The sequence below is a fragment of the Stutzerimonas sp. NM35 genome, from assembly GCF_054604355.1.
This window is the reverse complement of the sequence record NZ_CM137728.1, coordinates 4,212,601-4,229,907: the sequence shown is the minus strand read 5'-3', so window position 1 is coordinate 4,229,907 and position 17,307 is coordinate 4,212,601. Positions and strand designations below refer to the sequence as shown.

Annotated in this window: 14 protein-coding genes and 4 tRNA genes; all 18 read right to left on the bottom strand. The window is 58.3% G+C overall.

Annotation, left to right across the window (positions count from 1 at the left end; genetic code table 11):
• Positions 1 to 4 precede the first annotated feature (4 nt).
• The 18 genes from rpsG to birA all read right to left on the bottom strand — a co-directional run bounded on the left by rpsG (position 5) and on the right by birA (position 17,199).
• Positions 5 to 475, bottom strand: a complete 471-nt coding sequence (rpsG, locus tag ACYCFC_RS19565; RefSeq protein ID WP_181082248.1) for a 30S ribosomal protein S7 — start codon at positions 473 to 475, stop codon at positions 5 to 7.
• Between the two features lie 98 nt (positions 476 to 573).
• Positions 574 to 945, bottom strand: a complete 372-nt coding sequence (gene rpsL / locus ACYCFC_RS19560) for a 30S ribosomal protein S12 (RefSeq protein WP_025240342.1) — start codon at positions 943 to 945, stop codon at positions 574 to 576.
• Positions 946 to 1,082: 137 nt separating this feature from the next.
• Positions 1,083 to 5,282, bottom strand: a complete 4,200-nt coding sequence (rpoC, locus tag ACYCFC_RS19555; protein WP_181082249.1) for a DNA-directed RNA polymerase subunit beta' — start codon at positions 5,280 to 5,282, stop codon at positions 1,083 to 1,085.
• A gap of 61 nt (positions 5,283 to 5,343) precedes the next feature.
• The gene (gene rpoB / locus ACYCFC_RS19550; protein ID WP_459652649.1) at positions 5,344 to 9,414 is read right to left on the bottom strand and encodes a DNA-directed RNA polymerase subunit beta; all 4,071 of its coding nucleotides are present in this window, start codon (positions 9,412 to 9,414) and stop codon (positions 5,344 to 5,346) included.
• A 217-nt stretch (positions 9,415 to 9,631) separates the two neighbouring features.
• A complete protein-coding gene (gene rplL, locus ACYCFC_RS19545; RefSeq protein WP_181082251.1) occupies positions 9,632 to 10,000 on the bottom strand; it encodes a 50S ribosomal protein L7/L12 in 369 nt (122 codons plus the stop codon).
• Positions 10,001 to 10,076: 76 nt separating this feature from the next.
• Positions 10,077 to 10,577 carry a 50S ribosomal protein L10 gene (gene rplJ / locus ACYCFC_RS19540; RefSeq protein WP_459652648.1) on the bottom strand — a complete coding sequence of 167 codons (501 nt, stop codon included), beginning with the start codon at positions 10,575 to 10,577 and terminating at the stop codon, positions 10,077 to 10,079.
• Between the two features lie 207 nt (positions 10,578 to 10,784).
• On the bottom strand, positions 10,785 to 11,480 hold the full coding sequence (gene rplA / locus ACYCFC_RS19535; protein ID WP_181082252.1) for a 50S ribosomal protein L1: 696 nt from the start codon (positions 11,478 to 11,480) through the stop codon (positions 10,785 to 10,787).
• Positions 11,480 to 11,911, bottom strand: a complete 432-nt coding sequence (rplK, locus tag ACYCFC_RS19530) for a 50S ribosomal protein L11 (protein ID WP_125840149.1) — start codon at positions 11,909 to 11,911, stop codon at positions 11,480 to 11,482. The genes rplA and rplK overlap by 1 nt, the downstream gene beginning before the upstream one ends.
• A 112-nt stretch (positions 11,912 to 12,023) precedes the next feature.
• Positions 12,024 to 12,557 (bottom strand): transcription termination/antitermination protein NusG, encoded by a 534-nt coding sequence (nusG, locus tag ACYCFC_RS19525; protein ID WP_019342058.1) that lies wholly within the window; start codon positions 12,555 to 12,557, stop codon positions 12,024 to 12,026.
• Positions 12,558 to 12,566: 9 nt separating this feature from the next.
• Complete coding sequence (gene secE, locus ACYCFC_RS19520) at positions 12,567 to 12,935, bottom strand: preprotein translocase subunit SecE (protein ID WP_181082253.1); 369 nt, start codon at positions 12,933 to 12,935, stop codon at positions 12,567 to 12,569.
• 43 nt (positions 12,936 to 12,978) lie between these two features.
• Positions 12,979 to 13,054: transfer RNA gene (locus tag ACYCFC_RS19515), tRNA-Trp, on the bottom strand.
• 52 nt (positions 13,055 to 13,106) lie between these two features.
• A complete protein-coding gene (tuf, locus tag ACYCFC_RS19510; RefSeq protein ID WP_181082246.1) occupies positions 13,107 to 14,306 on the bottom strand; it encodes an elongation factor Tu in 1,200 nt (399 codons plus the stop codon).
• A gap of 83 nt (positions 14,307 to 14,389) precedes the next feature.
• Positions 14,390 to 14,465, bottom strand: a tRNA-Thr gene (locus tag ACYCFC_RS19505).
• 35 nt (positions 14,466 to 14,500) lie between these two features.
• A tRNA-Gly gene (locus ACYCFC_RS19500) sits at positions 14,501 to 14,574 on the bottom strand.
• A 25-nt stretch (positions 14,575 to 14,599) separates the two neighbouring features.
• Positions 14,600 to 14,684: transfer RNA gene (locus ACYCFC_RS19495), tRNA-Tyr, on the bottom strand.
• 140 nt (positions 14,685 to 14,824) lie between these two features.
• Positions 14,825 to 15,493, bottom strand: coding sequence for an SPOR domain-containing protein (locus tag ACYCFC_RS19490; RefSeq protein WP_459652647.1), 669 nt, complete (start codon positions 15,491 to 15,493; stop codon positions 14,825 to 14,827).
• Between the two features lie 7 nt (positions 15,494 to 15,500).
• Positions 15,501 to 16,247: a type III pantothenate kinase gene (locus ACYCFC_RS19485; RefSeq protein WP_459652646.1), complete on the bottom strand. Its 747-nt coding sequence runs from the start codon at positions 16,245 to 16,247 to the stop codon at positions 15,501 to 15,503.
• Positions 16,237 to 17,199, bottom strand: a complete 963-nt coding sequence (gene birA, locus ACYCFC_RS19480; protein WP_459652645.1) for a bifunctional biotin--[acetyl-CoA-carboxylase] ligase/biotin operon repressor BirA — start codon at positions 17,197 to 17,199, stop codon at positions 16,237 to 16,239. Before birA ends, ACYCFC_RS19485 begins: the two co-directional genes overlap by 11 nt.
• Positions 17,200 to 17,307 lie beyond the last annotated feature (108 nt).

The window sequence follows — 17,307 nt, the reverse complement described above, 5'->3', positions numbered from 1 at the left end:
AAAATTAGAAGCGGTAGTGCGAGAAAGCCTTGTTGGCTTCGGCCATACGGTGCACGTCTTCACGCTTCTTGACCGCAGCGCCTTTACCCTCAAACGCATCCCCCAGCTCACCTGCAAGACGCAGAGCCATGGACTTCTCGCCGCGCTTGCGTGCGGCATCCACCAGCCAGCGCATGGCCAGTGCGTTACGACGGGACGGACGAACTTCGACCGGAACCTGGTAAGTCGCACCACCTACGCGGCGGGACTTCACTTCGACCAGCGGAGCGATGGCGTCGAGTGCTTTTTCGAAGATTTCCAGGGGGTCGCTGTTCTTGCGCTCTTTGACCTTTTCCAGAGCACCATAAACGATACGCTCGGCAACGGCTTTCTTACCGCTTTCCATCACGTGGTTCATGAATTTGGCAAGAATCAGACTTCCGTATTTCGGATCGTCAAGGATCTCGCGCTTGGCTGCTACACGACGTCTTGGCATTGATAAGCCCTCAAACGGTCTTCAGGTTAGCTCGGGACAATAACGATTGGTTACGCCCGACCTTACTCTTATCGACTCAGATAAATAAAAATTGCTGCTTACTTCGGACGCTTGGTGCCGTACTTCGAACGGCCCTGCTTGCGGTCCTTGACGCCGGAGGTATCCAGCGAGCCGCGCACGGTGTGGTAGCGAACACCCGGAAGGTCTTTTACACGACCGCCACGGATCAGCACTACGCTGTGCTCTTGCAGGTTATGACCTTCACCACCGATGTAGGAAGCGACTTCAAAACCGTTGGTCAGACGAACACGGCATACCTTACGCAGTGCAGAGTTCGGTTTCTTTGGCGTGGTGGTGTACACACGGGTGCACACGCCACGGCGTTGCGGGCAGTTCTGCAGCGCAGGGACGTCGCTTTTCTCGACGACCCGCTTGCGCGGCTGACGTACCAGCTGGTTGATCGTTGCCATCTACTAGCTCCACTGTTGTCTTTCGACACAAACGAAAAATGGCAGGGCACAAAGCCCCGCCAAATTAGGGGTACAAGAGTCTAAAGAGCTTCTTGCACACCGTCAAGGCAGACCCCGGCTTGCGCCGGAGCCTTCTTTCAATTGCCGCTGGAGTTCAGCGCCTCGGTCAGAGCCGCTTCGACTTCATCAGCACTGACTCGTACCGGCTTGTCGGCATCACGCTTGCGCTTGCGCTCGCTGTGATACTGCAGACCGGTACCGGCCGGGATCAGACGACCGACCACTACGTTTTCCTTCAGACCGCGCAGGTAGTCGCGCTTGCCGGTAACCGCCGCCTCGGTAAGGACGCGAGTGGTTTCCTGGAAGGATGCCGCCGAGATGAACGACTCGGTGGACAGCGATGCCTTGGTGATACCCAGCAATACGCGCACGTATTTGGAGACGAACTTGTCGCCTTCGCTCAGGCGCTCGTTCTCTTCCAGAACCTGGGTCAGCTCCATCTGGTCGCCCTTGATGAAGGTTGAATCTCCAGACTCGGCGATCTCGACCTTGCGCAGCATCTGACGAAGAATCGTCTCGATGTGCTTGTCGTTGATCTTCACGCCCTGCAGGCGGTACACGTCCTGAATCTCGTTGACGATGTACTTGGCCAGCGCGCTGACACCCAACAGACGCAGGATGTCGTGCGGGTTGCTCGGACCGTCGGAGATCACTTCACCCTTGTTCACCTGTTCGCCTTCGAAGACGTTCAGATGGCGCCACTTCGGAATCAGCTCCTCGTACGGATCGGTACCATCGGTCGGCGTGATCACCAGGCGACGCTTGCCTTTGGTTTCCTTGCCGAAGGAGATGGTGCCGCTAATTTCCGCAAGGATCGACGGTTCTTTCGGACGACGCGCCTCGAACAGGTCGGCAACGCGCGGCAGACCACCGGTGATGTCGCGGGTCTTCGAAGTTTCCTGCGGGATACGCGCGATGACGTCACCCACATTGATCTCCGCGCCATCGGCAACACCCACCAAGGCGTTGGCCGGCAGGAAGTACTGGGCCGGTACATCAGTACCCGGCAGCAGCAGTTCCTTGCCATTGGCATCGACCATCTTGATCGCCGGACGGATGTCCTTGCCGGAAGCCGGACGATCCTTCGGATCCATCACCTCGATGTTGGTCAGGCCGGTCAGCTCGTCGGTCTGGCGCTTGATGGTGATGTTTTCTTCCATGCCAACGAAAGTCACGACACCCTTCATCTCGGTCACGATCGGGTGAGTGTGCGGATCCCATTTGGCAACGACAGTGCCGGCATCGACCTTGTCGCCTTCCTTGATGGAAATCACTGCGCCGTAGGGCAGCTTGTAACGCTCGCGCTCACGACCGAAGTCATCCGCAACCGCCAGCTCACCGGAACGCGACACAGCCACCAACGCACCATCCACGCGCTCGACGTACTTGAGGTTATGCAGGCGGATGGTACCGCCGTTCTTCACCAGCACGTTGTCGACCGCCGAGGTCCGACTCGCCGCACCACCGATGTGGAAGGTACGCATGGTCAGCTGGGTACCCGGCTCACCGATCGACTGGGCCGCGATGACACCGACTGCCTCGCCGATGTTGACCTGATGCCCACGCGCCAGGTCGCGACCGTAGCACTTGGCGCAGATGCCGTAGCGGGTCTCGCAGGAGATCGGCGAGCGTACGATCACTTCGTCGATGCTGTTCAGCTCGATGAAGTCGACCCACTTCTCGTCAACCAGCGTGCCGGCAGGCACCAGCACGTCCTCGCTACCCGGCTTGAGAACGTCACGGGCGATGACACGGCCCAGAACGCGCTCACCCAACGGCTCGACCACGTCACCGCCCTCGATGTGCGGCGTCATGTGCAGGCCTTGCTCGGTACCGCAGTCGATCTCGGTCACCACCAGATCCTGCGCCACGTCGACCAGGCGACGGGTCAGGTAACCGGAGTTCGCAGTTTTCAGTGCGGTATCCGCCAGACCCTTACGCGCCCCGTGAGTGGAGATGAAGTACTGCAGTACGTTCAGACCTTCACGGAAGTTCGCGGTGATCGGCGTCTCGATGATGGAGCCATCCGGCTTGGCCATCAGGCCGCGCATACCGGCCAGCTGACGGATCTGCGCAGCGGAGCCCCGCGCCCCCGAATCGGCCATCATGTACATGGAATTGAATGAATCCTGCTCGGCTTCCTTGCCGTCACGGTCGATGACTTTCTCTTTCGAGAGGTTGGCCATCATTGCCTTGGACACTTCGTCGTTGGCCTTGGACCAGAGGTCGATCACCTTGTTGTACTTCTCGCCCTGGGTTACCAGGCCGGACGCATACTGGCTTTCGATCTCCTTCACTTCCTCGGTGGCGGCATCGATGATGCGCGCCTTCTCATCAGGGATGACGAAGTCGTTCACACCAATGGAAACGCCGGAAATCGTCGAATAGGCGAAACCGGTGTACATCAGCTGGTCAGCGAAGATGACGGTGTCCTTCAGACCCACCGTGCGGTAGCACAGGTTGATCAGCTTGGAGATCGCCTTTTTCTTCATCGGCTGGTTGACCACGTCGAACGACATGCCCGCCGGAACGATCTGGAACAGCAGAGCACGACCGACAGTGGTGTCGACGATGCGGGTATTCTTGGTGATGCTGCCGTCACGATCCTTGATGGTCTCGTTGATACGCACTTTCACCCGGGCGTGCAGAGATGCCTCACCGCCGCGGAACACGCGGTCGACTTCCTGCAGGTCGGCGAACACCCGGCCTTCGCCCTTGGCGTTGATCGCTTCGCGGGTCATGTAGTACAGACCCAGTACCACGTCCTGCGACGGCACGATGATCGGCTCGCCGTTGGCGGGCGAGAGGATGTTGTTGGTCGACATCATCAGCGCGCGGGCTTCAAGCTGGGCTTCCAGCGTCAGCGGCACGTGAACGGCCATCTGGTCACCGTCGAAGTCGGCGTTGTATGCCGCACAGACCAGCGGGTGCAGCTGGATCGCCTTGCCTTCGATCAGAACCGGCTCGAACGCCTGGATACCCAGACGGTGCAGCGTCGGTGCGCGGTTGAGCAGAACGGGATGTTCGCGGATGACTTCGGCGAGAACGTCCCAGACCTCGGGCAGCTCACGCTCGACCATCTTCTTGGCGGCCTTGATGGTGGTCGCCATGCCGCGCATTTCCAGCTTGCCGAAAATGAACGGTTTGAACAGCTCGAGGGCCATCTTCTTCGGCAGACCGCACTGGTGCAGACGCAGGGTCGGACCGACGGTGATCACCGAACGACCGGAGTAATCCACGCGCTTGCCCAGCAGGTTCTGACGGAAACGACCCTGCTTGCCCTTGATCATGTCGGCCAGGGATTTCAGCGGACGCTTGTTCGAACCGGTAATGGCACGACCGCGACGGCCGTTGTCCAGCAGCGCGTCGACCGCTTCCTGCAACATGCGCTTTTCGTTGCGCACGATGATGTCCGGCGCCGACAGATCGAGCAGGCGCTTGAGGCGGTTGTTACGGTTGATGACGCGGCGATACAGATCGTTCAGATCCGAAGTCGCGAAGCGGCCACCATCGAGCGGCACCAGCGGACGCAGATCCGGCGGCAGAACCGGCAGAACGGTCAGCACCATCCACTCAGGCAGGTTGCCCGAGCCATGGAAGGCTTCCATCAGCTTGAGACGCTTGGACAGCTTCTTGATCTTGGTTTCCGAGTTGGTCTGCGGAATCTCTTCACGCAGGCGACCGATCTCGTGTTCCAGATCGATTTCGTGCAGCAGCTCGCGCACGGCCTCGGCACCCATGCGGGCATCGAAGTCGTCACCAAACTCTTCGAGGGCTTCGAAGTACTGCTCGTCGTTGAGCAACTGGCCTTTTTCCAGGGTGGTCATGCCCGGATCGATCACCACGTAGCTCTCGAAATAGAGCACGCGCTCGATATCGCGCAGGGTCATGTCCAGCAGCAGGCCGATACGGCTCGGCAGCGACTTCAGGAACCAGATGTGGGCGACCGGCGAAGCCAGTTCGATGTGCGCCATGCGCTCACGACGAACCTTGGCCAGCGCGACTTCAACGCCGCACTTCTCGCAGATCACGCCGCGATGCTTGAGGCGCTTGTACTTGCCGCACAGGCACTCGTAGTCCTTGACCGGGCCAAAGATCTTGGCGCAGAACAGGCCATCACGCTCGGGCTTGAACGTACGGTAGTTGATGGTCTCCGGCTTTTTCACTTCACCGAAGGACCAGGAACGAATCATCTCGGGCGATGCCAGCGCAATCTTGATGGCATCGAACTCTTCGATTTGACCCTGGTTTTTCAATAGATTCAGCAGGTCTTTCAAGGCCTTTCCTCCCAGCGGAGCAGGGAGCGAACCAACGTCCGCTCCCGATGTGCATCGCGTGTTATTCGGTTTCCAGATCGATGTCGATACCCAACGAACGGATCTCTTTGATCAGTACGTTGAAGGATTCCGGCATACCCGGTTCCATGCGGTGATCGCCGTCCACGATGTTCTTGTACATCTTGGTCCGACCGTTCACATCGTCCGATTTGACAGTCAACATTTCCTGCAGGGTGTAGGCGGCACCATAGGCTTCCAGTGCCCAGACCTCCATCTCCCCGAAACGCTGACCACCGAACTGCGCCTTGCCGCCCAGCGGCTGCTGGGTAACCAGGCTGTAGGAGCCGGTGGAACGCGCATGCATCTTGTCGTCGACCAGGTGGTTCAGCTTGAGCATGTACATGTAGCCGACGGTGGTGGTGCGCTCGAACTTGTTACCTGTACGCCCATCGAACAGCTGCATCTGGCCACTTTCCGGCAGATCGGCCAGCTTCAGCATGGCCTTGATCTCGCTTTCCTTGGCACCGTCGAACACCGGCGTGGCCATCGGCACGCCCTTGCGCAGGTTGTTGGCAAGATCCAGAACTTCACGATCGTTCAGATCATCCAGGCTCTCCTGGCGACCACCGATCTCGTTGTAGATCTGGCGCAGGAACTTGCGCAGGTCGGCGACCTTGCGCTGCTCTTCGAGCATCAGGCTGATCTTCTCGCCCAGGCCCTTGGCCGCCAGGCCCAGGTGGGTTTCGAGGATCTGCCCGACGTTCATCCGCGACGGTACGCCCAGCGGGTTGAGGACGATGTCCACCGGCGTGCCGTTGGCATCGTGCGGCATGTCTTCGACCGGCATGATTACCGAGACCACACCCTTGTTACCGTGACGACCAGCCATCTTGTCGCCCGGCTGGATGCGACGCTTGATGGCCAGGTAAACCTTGACGATCTTCAGCACGCCCGGCGCCAGATCGTCGCCCTGCTGCAGCTTGCGCTTCTTGTCTTCGAACTTGTCGTCGAGCAATACGCGGCGATCGGAAATATAGGCCTGGGCCTTTTCCAGCTGCTCGTTGAGCGCATCTTCGGCCATGCGCAGCTTGAACCACTGACCATGTTCGAGACTGTCGAGGATTTCGTCGGTGATCACCGCGCCCTTCTTCAGGCCGGCACCGCCCTCGGCGGTCGCACCGACCAGTGCCGAGCGCAGACGCTCGAAGGTCGCGCCTTCGACGATGCGGAACTCCTCGTTGAGGTCCTTGCGGATCTCGTCGAGCTGCATCTTCTCGATGGCCAGCGCGCGCGAATCACGCTCGACGCCGTCGCGGATGAACACCTGTACGTCGATGACGGTGCCCTTGGTGCCGGTCGGCACGCGCAGAGAGGTGTCCTTCACATCGGACGCCTTCTCACCGAAGATCGCACGCAGCAGCTTTTCTTCAGGCGTCAGCTGGGTTTCACCCTTGGGCGTGACCTTGCCTACCAGAATGTCGCCCGCGCCTACCTCGGCACCTACATAGACGATGCCCGCTTCGTCCAGCTTGTTCAGCGCAGCTTCGCCCACGTTGGGGATATCCGCGGTGATTTCTTCCGGGCCGAGCTTGGTATCACGCGATACGCAGGTCAGCTCCTGAATATGGATGGTGGTGAAGCGGTCTTCCTGAACTACACGCTCCGAGAGGAGGATGGAGTCCTCGAAGTTGTAGCCGTTCCAGGGCATGAATGCGACGCGCATGTTCTGACCCAGGGCCAGCTCGCCCATGTCGGTGGACGGGCCATCGGCCATGATGTCGCCACGCTGAACCACGTCACCCTTGCTCACCAGCGGACGCTGGTTGATGCAGGTATTCTGGTTGGAGCGGGTGTACTTGGTCAGGTTGTAGATGTCGACACCGGCTTCACCTGTCTCGACCTCGTCATCATGAACACGCACGACCACTCGGCTGGCATCGACCGAATCGATCACGCCGCCACGGCGAGCGACCACGCAGACGCCGGAGTCGCGCGCTACGTTGCGCTCCATCCCGGTACCCACCAGCGGCTTGTCCGAACGCAGAGTCGGCACGGCCTGACGCTGCATGTTCGAGCCCATGAGTGCACGGTTGGCGTCGTCGTGTTCGAGGAAAGGAATCAGCGAGGCCGCAACGGAAACCACCTGCTTCGGCGACACGTCCATCAGCGTCACGTCTTCCGGCGCCTTGACGGTGAACTCGTTCAGGTGACGCACGGCAACCAGCTCGTCGACCAGCTTGCGGCCATCGAGCTTGGCGCTGGCCTGGGCGATCACATGGTCGGCTTCTTCGATGGCCGAGAGGAATACGATCTCGTCGGTGACTTCGCCTTCCTTGACCACGCGGTACGGGCTTTCGAGGAAGCCGTACTGGTTGGTGCGCGCATAGGCGGCCAGCGAGTTGATCAGACCGATGTTCGGACCTTCCGGCGTTTCGATCGGGCACACGCGACCGTAGTGGGTCGGGTGTACGTCACGGACTTCGAAGCCGGCGCGCTCACGGGTCAGACCGCCCGGGCCAAGTGCGGAAACACGACGCTTGTGGGTGATCTCCGAAAGCGGATTGTTCTGGTCCATGAACTGCGAGAGCTGGCTGGAACCGAAGAACTCCTTCACCGCCGCCGCAACCGGCTTGGCGTTGATCAGATCCTGCGGCATCAGACCTTCGCTTTCGGCCATCGACAGGCGTTCCTTGACCGCACGCTCGACGCGCACCAATCCTACGCGGAACTGGTTCTCGGCCATCTCGCCGACGCAACGCACGCGACGGTTGCCCAGGTGGTCGATGTCGTCGACGATACCCTTGCCGTTACGAATATCGACCAGAGTCTTGAGCACCGCAACGATGTCCTCGCGGCTCAGCACACCGGAACCTTCGATCTCGGTACGACCGATACGACGGTTGAACTTCATCCGCCCGACTGCCGACAGGTCGTAACGCTCAGAGGCGAAGAACAGATTGTTGAACAGCGTTTCGGCGGCGTCCTTGGTTGGCGGCTCGCCAGGACGCATCATGCGATAGATTTCCACCAGCGCTTCGAGCTGGTTGGTGGTCGAGTCGATCTTCAGGGTGTCGGAGATGAACGGACCGCAATCGATGTCGTTGGTGTACAGGGTCTCGAAACGGACGACCTGAGCCTTGACGATACTGGCCAGCACTTCGACGGTCAGCTCGGTGTTGCATTCAGCGATGATTTCTCCGGTCGCCGGATGCACGATGGCCTTGGCCACGGTGCGACCCAGCACGTAGTCCATCGGCATTTCGAGTTCTTTGACGCCGGACTTGTCGAGCTGATTGATGTGCCGCGCGGTGATGCGACGGCCTTGCTCGACGATCAGCTTGCCGCTTCCGTCAGTGATATCGAACGAGGCGATCTCGCCGCGCAGACGCTGCGGAACCAGCTCGAGCGCCAGCATCTCGCCCTTCACGTGGAAGACGTTGGTATCGTAGAAGGCATCGAGGATTTCCTCGGTGCTGTAATTCAGCGCACGCAGCAGTACCGAGGCCGGCAGTTTGCGGCGACGGTCGATACGCACGAACACGGCGTCCTTCGGATCGAACTCGAAATCCAGCCAGGAGCCGCGGTAGGGAATGATGCGCGCGGAATACAGCAGCTTGCCCGAGCTGTGGGTCTTGCCACGATCGTGGTCGAAGAACACGCCCGGCGAGCGGTGCAACTGGGAAACGATGACGCGCTCGGTACCGTTGATGATGAAGGTACCGTTCTCGGTCATCAGGGGGATTTCCCCCATATAGACTTCCTGCTCCTTGATGTCCTTGATCGCCTTGCTCGACGATTCCTTGTCGAAAATGATCAGGCGCACTTTAACCCGCAGCGGAACCGCGAAGGTCACACCACGCAGAACACATTCCTTGACATCGAAGGCTGGCTCGCCGAGGCGATAGCCGACGTATTCCAACGCTGCATTGCCGGAATAACTGATAATCGGGAAAACGGATTTGAAGGCTGCGTGCAAGCCAATGTCGCGGAACTGATCCTTTGTCGCTCCCGCCTGCAGGAATTCGCGATACGAATCCAGCTGGATGGCCAAAAGATACGGCACGTCCATCACGTGCGGTAACTTGCTAAAGTCCTTGCGGATTCGTTTTTTCTCAGTGTATGAGTAAGCCATCAGCGTTCCCCAGCTTGGTCACCTGCTTGTTTGGCCCCTCCCGACGGAAGTAGCCAGAAAATCGTGCGAATCCTTGATTCGCGCCACTCATGGAGTGGGTCTTTCCACTAGCCAACCAATAAACAACAGCTAGCTATAACGGAAAAAGGCCGGTGGCAAAAGCCACCAGCCATCAGCCTTGTGCGAGTCGCTCCGGCTGTAGACGCAAGGTCGTCGCTTACTTGAGCTCGACCTTGGCGCCTGCTTCTTCCAGTGCCTTCTTGGCAGCTTCGGCTTCGTCCTTGGAGACGCCTTCCTTGACCACGCCAGGAGCGCCGTCAACGACTGCCTTGGCTTCTTTCAGGCCCAGACCGGTCAGTTCGCGAACAGCCTTGATCACGTTCACTTTCTTGTCGCCAGCTTCGGCCAGAACGACGGTGAACTCGGTCTGCTCTTCAGCAGCGGCAGCAGCCGGGCCAGCAGCAGCAACGGTAGCAGCAGCAGCGGTAACGCCGAACTTCTCTTCCATTGCCTTGATCAGTTCAACAACCTGCATCACGGACATTTCGGAAACGGCGTTGATGATGTCTTCGTTGGTCAGAGCCATGACTCTAGTTCCTGTATTTAGGTGACGGCCTGCGGCCATCTAATTTCATAAGAAGTTTGAAAGCAGCATGCTTGCCTTAGGCAGCAGCGGCTTCCTTCTGGTCGCGAACGGCCGCCAGAGTACGAGCCAGCTTGCTGGTAGCGCCTTGAATCACGCTCATCAGCTGCGAAATGGCTTCGTCATAAGTCGGCAGGGTTGCCAGCACGTCGATCTGATTGGCTGCGAGGAACTGACCCTCGAACGCAGCGGCCTTGATCTCGAACTTGTCCTGACCCTTGGCGAACTCCTTGAAGATACGGGCGGCAGCGCCCGGATGCTCGTTGGAGAATGCGATCAGGGTCGGGCCTTTGAACACGTCGTTGAGCACCTCGAACTGAGTGCCCTCAACGGCGCGCTTGAGCAGGGTGTTACGTACGACACGTACGTACACGCCGGCTTCGCGGGCCTCTTTACGGAGTCCGGTCATGGCCCCCACGGTCACGCCACGGGCATCAGCCACGACAGCGGACAGGGCAGCACTGGCAGCCTCGTTGACTTCAGCGACGATGGCCTTCTTGTCTTCGAGTTTGATTGCCACGGGTTTTACTCCTGGATGTTACCGTTTCATCCGGTCGAAACCGGACGGGTGTTGGTGTCTGATTCGGTACGAATCGGGAGCACCTCTGCGTAGGCTTGGAGAAACGAACTTCAACTGTTTAAGGCTTGCGCCGCCTACGGTCTTGGATAGCCCCCGCCAGGCAGGGACCCCAATATGCACCGCCCCGACCAGCGGAGCGGTTTCGTCTTACGCGTCTAGCGAAGCCTGGTCGATGACCAGGCCCGGACCCATTGTGGTGCTCAGGGTCACACGCTTGACGTAGATACCTTTGGACGTGGACGGCTTCAGACGCTTGAGGTCGGACAGCAGCGCTTCGACGTTCTGCTTGAGCTGACCGGCTTCAAAACCAATCTTGCCCACGGAGCTGTGGATGATGCCGTTCTTGTCGGTACGGAAACGCACCTGACCCGCCTTGGCATTCTTCACCGCAGTCGCGACGTCCGGAGTCACAGTGCCGACCTTGGGGTTCGGCATCAGACCGCGCGGACCGAGGATCTGGCCCAACTGACCCACAACGCGCATGGCGTCCGGGGAGGCGATGACCACGTCATAGTTCAGGTCGCCGCCTTTCATCTCGGCAGCCAGCTCGTCCATGCCAACGCGATCGGCGCCGGCAGCCAGAGCCGCTTCAGCAGCAGGGCCTTGGGTGAACACGGCAACGCGGACGGTCTTGCCGGTGCCGTTCGGCAGAACGGTTGCACCACGAACGACCTGGTCGGATTTACGCGGATCAACACCCAGGTTGATGGCGATATCGAAGGATTCGGTGAACTTGACGGCCGACAGTTCGGACAGCAGGGTTGCAGCCTCTTCAAAACCGTACTGCTTGCCCGCTTCGATCTTCTGGGCAATCGTCTTCTGACGCTTGGTCAACTTAGCCATTACACGCCCTCCACGTTCAGGCCCATGCTGCGAGCGGAACCAGCGATGGTCCGTACGGCAGCCTCCATTTCGGCAGCGGTCAGATCAGCCTGCTTGGTCTTGGCGATCTCTTCCAGCTGGGCACGAGTAACGGTGCCGACCTTCTGGGTGTTGGGACGAGCAGAACCACTGGTGACGCCAGCAGCTTTCTTCAGCAGCACGGCCGCCGGAGTGCTCTTGGTTTCGAACGTGAAGCTGCGGTCACTGTAAACAGTGATGATCACAGGAGTCGGCAGACCAGGCTCCTGGCCTTGGGTGCGAGCGTTGAACGCCTTGCAGAATTCCATGATGTTCACGCCGTGCTGACCCAGTGCAGGGCCGACCGGCGGCGATGGATTGGCCTGACCGGCCTTTACCTGAAGCTTGATATAAGCTTGAATCTTCTTAGCCATAGCTACTCCGTTATGGGTTCAAACGCCTTTCGGCTCCCCTGGTTACTTGTTTATCCCAGTGACGACAAAACCCCGCAGCGGCCAGCTGCGGGGTAAGGGATGCATGCGTCAGCTAGACCTTCTCGACCTGGCTGAACTCCAGCTCTACCGGGGTAGAGCGACCAAAAATCAGAACAGCCACCTGAATGCGACTCTTCTCGTAGTTGACCTCTTCGACCACACCATTGAAGTCGGCAAACGGGCCATCAGCAACGCGGACAACTTCGCCGGGCTCGAACAGGGTCTTGGGCTTAGGCTTGTCGCTACCATCAGCGACACGACGCAGAATGGCTTCAGCTTCCTTGTCGGTAATGGGCGCAGGCTTATCGGCCGTACCACCAATGAAACCCATCACTCGAGGCGTATCCTTGACCAGGTGCCATGCACCCTCAGCCATATCCATCTGAACCAGCACGTAACCGGGAAAGAACTTGCGCTCACTCTTGCGCTTCTGCCCGTTACGCATCTCCACGACTTCTTCCGTGGGGACCAGAATTTCGCCGAAATGATCTTCCATACCGGCAAGCTTGATGCGCTCTATCAACGAACGCATGACATGCTTCTCGTAACCCGAGTAAGCATGAACCACATACCAACGCTTAGCCACGGGACACCCTTAACCTACAATCATGGAAACCAGCCAACCGAGCAGGGAATCCAACCCCCACAACAGCAGCGCCATCACCAGCACAACCGCCAACACAATCAGCGTGGTCTGCGTAGTTTCCTGACGGGTCGGCCAAACGACTTTACGAATCTCGACGCGCGCTTCCTTCAGCAAAACAAAGAAAGAGCGACCTTTTGATGTCTGTAGCGCAACAAACGCAGCCACGACCGCAACGACAAGCAGGGCAATCACTCGATAGAGAATAGGCTCGGCGGCATAATACTGATTGCCAACGACAGCCACAGCAACCAAAGCAGCAACAACAAGCCACTTCACCAAATCGAAGCGCGTGTCTTTAGCTTCTGCTTTGACATTCATCTGCAAGAACCCTGTAAAAAACTGCCAAGTTCGATATTGAAATTGGCAGGCCAGGAGGGAATCGAACCCCCAACCTACGGTTTTGGAGACCGTCGCTCTGCCAATTGAGCTACTGGCCTAACAAGAGTCAGGCCGACTATTATGCCGGCCCGAACCAAACAGATCAATCGATTATTCGATGATCTTGGCAACCACGCCGGCACCAACGGTACGGCCACCTTCGCGAATCGCGAAGCGCAGACCGTCTTCCATGGCGATCGGAGCGATCAGGGTGACAACCATTTTGATGTTGTCGCCCGGCATAACCATCTCAACGCCTTCCGGCAGTTCGCAGTTACCGGTCACGTCAGTGGTACGGAAGTAGAACTGCGGACGGTAGCCCTTGAAGAACGGCGTGTGACGACCGCCTTCCTCCTTGCTCAGAACGTAGACTTCGCCCTCGAACTTGGTGTGCGGCTTGATGGTGCCTGGCTTGGCCAGAACCTGACCACGCTCGACATCATCACGCTTGGTACCGCGCAGCAGTACGCCAACGTTCTCACCGGCACGACCTTCGTCGAGCAGCTTGCGGAACATTTCGACACCGGTGCAGGTGGTCTTGGTGGTATCACGGATACCAACGATCTCGATCTCTTCCTGGATACGGACGATGCCACGCTCGACACGACCGGTTACCACGGTGCCGCGACCGGAGATGGAGAACACGTCTTCGATCGGCATCAGGAACGGCTTGTCGATAGCGCGCACAGGCTCGGGAATGTAGCTGTCGAGAGTTTCGACCAGCGTCTTCACGGCAGTGGTGCCCAGACCGTTTTCGTCTTCACCGTTGAGCGCCATCAGCGCGGAGCCGATGATGATCGGAGTGTCGTCGCCCGGGAAGTCGTAGGTCGACAGCAGGTCACGAACTTCCATCTCGACCAGTTCCAGCAGCTCGGCGTCATCTACCATGTCGGCCTTGTTCAGGAACACGACAATGTAGGGAACACCCACCTGACGGGACAGCAGGATGTGCTCGCGAGTCTGCGGCATGGGGCCGTCAGCAGCCGAGCAGACCAGGATCGCGCCGTCCATCTGGGCAGCACCGGTGATCATGTTCTTCACATAGTCGGCGTGACCCGGGCAGTCGACGTGCGCGTAGTGACGGATCGGGGAATCATATTCAACGTGGGAGGTGTTGATGGTGATACCACGAGCCTTCTCTTCCGGCGCGTTGTCGATCTGGTCGTAACCCTTGGAGACGCCACCCGAACCGAAGACTTCGGCACAGACGCGAGTCAGGGCTGCAGTCAGCGTGGTCTTGCCATGGTCGACGTGACCAATGGTGCCGACGTTGACGTGCGGTTTGTTACGTTCGAATTTTTCTTTAGCCATCGAGACCGTCTCCCATCGTTGAATTGAGCTAGTCACGCCACCATTAAAACAAAGGCAGATATATACATATCTGCCTTTGGGTTTGGAGCTCATGAGCGGATTTGAACCGCTGACCTCACCCTTACCAAGGGTGTGCTCTACCAACTGAGCTACATGAGCGTAACACTTTCCACCTGTCGCACAGACCTGAAACATGGAGCGGGTAGCGGGAATCGAACCCGCATCATCAGCTTGGAAGGCTGAGGTTCTACCACTAAACTATACCCGCGCTAGCCGAGGCCTACGCTTGAATCTGGTGGAGGGAGAAGGATTCGAACCTTCGAAGTCGATGACGTCAGATTTACAGTCTGATCCCTTTGGCCACTCGGGAACCCCTCCAAAACGAGGCGGCATTCTCTATGCCAGCCACCTCACTGTCAAGCATTTTCTCATTTAAAAACCTGAGGTTAGCTTTACTGACAGAAGCTCGCGAACAGCCACTGGAGCTGTACCGCGAAGCGGGCGCCATTCTATGCAAACTATTCGGAAGTTGCAACGCTTGCGCAGGGCATTTGTCGGCGCTGCAGGTCGGAGAAATCACGCACCATAGCCAGAAGCAACTGATCGTCGACATGATGCCGACTCTGGCTTTCTACGCGAACCCAGTATTTCCGATGAGCCCTAGGCAACTCGCGAATCAACGCACTGTAGTCGAGCCCCTGTAGCCGCCCCACTACGCTTTCGGCTGAGTCCTTCCGCGAGAATATTCCCAGGGAAATTCCATTGGAGAGATCGCCAACCGTGATGATATAGCTGTCTATATTCCGCGACTGAAGCTCCCGAAGTTGACGCAATGAAGCCTGACGCGAAACCAGTGGCGGCAGATAGACCCAATAGTCAACCCCAGCGGTCGCATCGATACCCTGCAACGTCGAAGCTATATCCAGGCTCAGCAAACGCTGCCGTAAAGCCACCGCCAATGACTCATCATCGAAACCACCCAGAAACAGGCAAACTGAATCTTCCGCAGCCCGCGCAGGCTGAATACGCCTTCCCGGCTCATTCGACTCACTCAACAGACGGATACCTGGATCAGGTGTAGCAGTGACCGGTACTGGCAGCTCCTGCGTACCCCAAGGCACCCGCTGCTGGTTATGGAGGTAGTAAAATAGATTGAACAGTATCAGGAGCAGCAGAAGCCAGCGCATCTGAACCTCATAATGGACAGGCTATCGCTAGCCCCTTGAACACCAGATCCGGCACAAACCTCACCTGCCGCCCCCCATTAAAAAGGGACGCATCTCCGCCAGTCACGAAAACCTCCGGCTGCTCTCCAAGATAGTGCGCGGCACCGGCAATCTGGCTTTCTATATAGCCGCATAGCATCTTCAAGCAGCCGCGCTCGACCGCTTCACTTGTACTGCGTCCTGGCGTCGTATCACTCAGCGCTGCCCGCGCCTCCTGCGCATCGTACAGAATACGTTTGGTATGAGTGCGTAACTGCTCGGTCAGAAGTGACATTCCTGGCGTGATATAACCACCCAGGTGTTCTCCACTTTCGCCAACCAGGTCGATGGTCACCGCCGTGCCAAGATCGATTACAACGCACGCCCTGCGGCACAACTGATATGCCCCCACAATCGCCAGCCAGCGGTCGAGCCCAAGCCGCTGGAAGTCCTTGTAGCCATTTGTCACCCCTCCGAGCATTCTGGAGGAAGCGGCACACATCACCTCAATACCAAGGGACCTGGCAATCGCCCCCACCAGCAGTCCGGTCTCGTTATCGCTTCTGACACTGACCAGCCGGCACTTGGAAATCCTGATCGAAGATAAAGAGATCAACTCACCCAACAACTGATCAACCTCGGCCGAAACCCCGAATGCCTGGACGCGACCATGCGCAGCCGGATTGATTACCCGCCATTTGATGAAACTGTTACCGCAATCGAGCTCAAGAATCATCTTCAAGCCTCAAACTGAGCTCTCCGCCACTGAAACGTCTTTCATGCCCATCCACTTCCAGCCTTAGCGCTCCCTGATCGTCGACACCCAGCACCCGCCCCCGGACTTCCTGTGACCCGGTACTCAAGCAACAATGTTGTGCATGCCAGATATTGCAAGCCTCCCACTCCGCCCGAAGCCCACCAAAACCTTCCTCGGCATGCCGTGCCAAATAATGATGCAGCGAATGGCTCAAAGCTCGAACGAGTTCATTTCGATCCACCAGAGCCGAGGTTTCATTGCGCATCGAGGTCCAGGCCTGCGCTATCTCAACCGAACTGGCAGCCATGTTGACGTTGATGCCGACACCAATGACCACATGACAAAGATCCGCAGGATCGCCCGTCAGCTCCATCAGTATTCCGGCGATCTTTTTTCCACCTGCATAGATATCGTTGGGCCACTTGACCCCGGCCTGCTCCACCCCCATCTGACGCAAGGTCTGCATGACCGCAAGCCCCACGACCAGACTCAGGCCTGACAGGCGCTGCGGGCCGCCGGACACGGTAAGCGCCAGCGTGTAGTAGAGATTTTGCGCAGGCGGACTCACCCAGACACGCCCCCGACGCCCCCTTCCATTTGTCTGCGACTCCGCCAGCACCACGAAGGGTGTCTGGGCACCTGCAAGCAGCATCCGGAGAGCCTCGGCATTAGTCGAGTCAGTGCTATCCATGACCTTCAATCCCCAGCCGAGCTGCTGGAGGACCGTCGTATTATCGTCAATATCAATCAATGAGATGGCTTCAGCCAAGCGATAACCCCGCCCAGGCACCCTGTAAAGCTGTATGCCCAGAATCACTTCAAGCCGCTGTAGGTGTTTCCATACCGCGCTGCGGCTTATGCCCAGGACAGCTCCAAGCTCCTGCCCCGAATGGAAGCGGCCATCCTGCAATATTTCCAGCAACCTGTTCATATAAGCCCTTTCAGCAAGGCGGGCATCATAGCGACAGATATAAAAAGAGCCCAGTGCTTAATGCCAGTCAGTTAAGCGCTACAGCTTGACCTTCTGCGCGCTGAAACG

Bases quoted from the DNA above. Each gene is read 5' to 3' on its own strand.
- rpsG (WP_181082248.1), bottom strand. From the start codon at position 475: ATGCCAAGACGTCGTGTAGCAGCCAAGCGCGAGATCCTTGACGATCCG.
- rpsL (WP_025240342.1), bottom strand. From the start codon at position 945: ATGGCAACGATCAACCAGCTGGTACGTCAGCCGCGCAAGCGGGTCGTC.
- rpoB (WP_459652649.1), bottom strand. From the start codon at position 9,414: ATGGCTTACTCATACACTGAGAAAAAACGAATCCGCAAGGACTTTAGC.
- rplL (WP_181082251.1), bottom strand. From the start codon at position 10,000: ATGGCTCTGACCAACGAAGACATCATCAACGCCGTTTCCGAAATGTCC.
- rplA (WP_181082252.1), bottom strand. From the start codon at position 11,480: ATGGCTAAGTTGACCAAGCGTCAGAAGACGATTGCCCAGAAGATCGAA.
- rplK (WP_125840149.1), bottom strand. From the start codon at position 11,911: ATGGCTAAGAAGATTCAAGCTTATATCAAGCTTCAGGTAAAGGCCGGT.
- secE (WP_181082253.1), bottom strand. From the start codon at position 12,935: ATGAATGTCAAAGCAGAAGCTAAAGACACGCGCTTCGATTTGGTGAAG.
- tuf (WP_181082246.1), bottom strand. From the start codon at position 14,306: ATGGCTAAAGAAAAATTCGAACGTAACAAACCGCACGTCAACGTCGGC.
- ACYCFC_RS19490 (WP_459652647.1), bottom strand. From the start codon at position 15,493: ATGCGCTGGCTTCTGCTGCTCCTGATACTGTTCAATCTATTTTACTAC.
- ACYCFC_RS19485 (WP_459652646.1), bottom strand. From the start codon at position 16,247: ATGATTCTTGAGCTCGATTGCGGTAACAGTTTCATCAAATGGCGGGTA.
- birA (WP_459652645.1), bottom strand. From the start codon at position 17,199: ATGAACAGGTTGCTGGAAATATTGCAGGATGGCCGCTTCCATTCGGGG.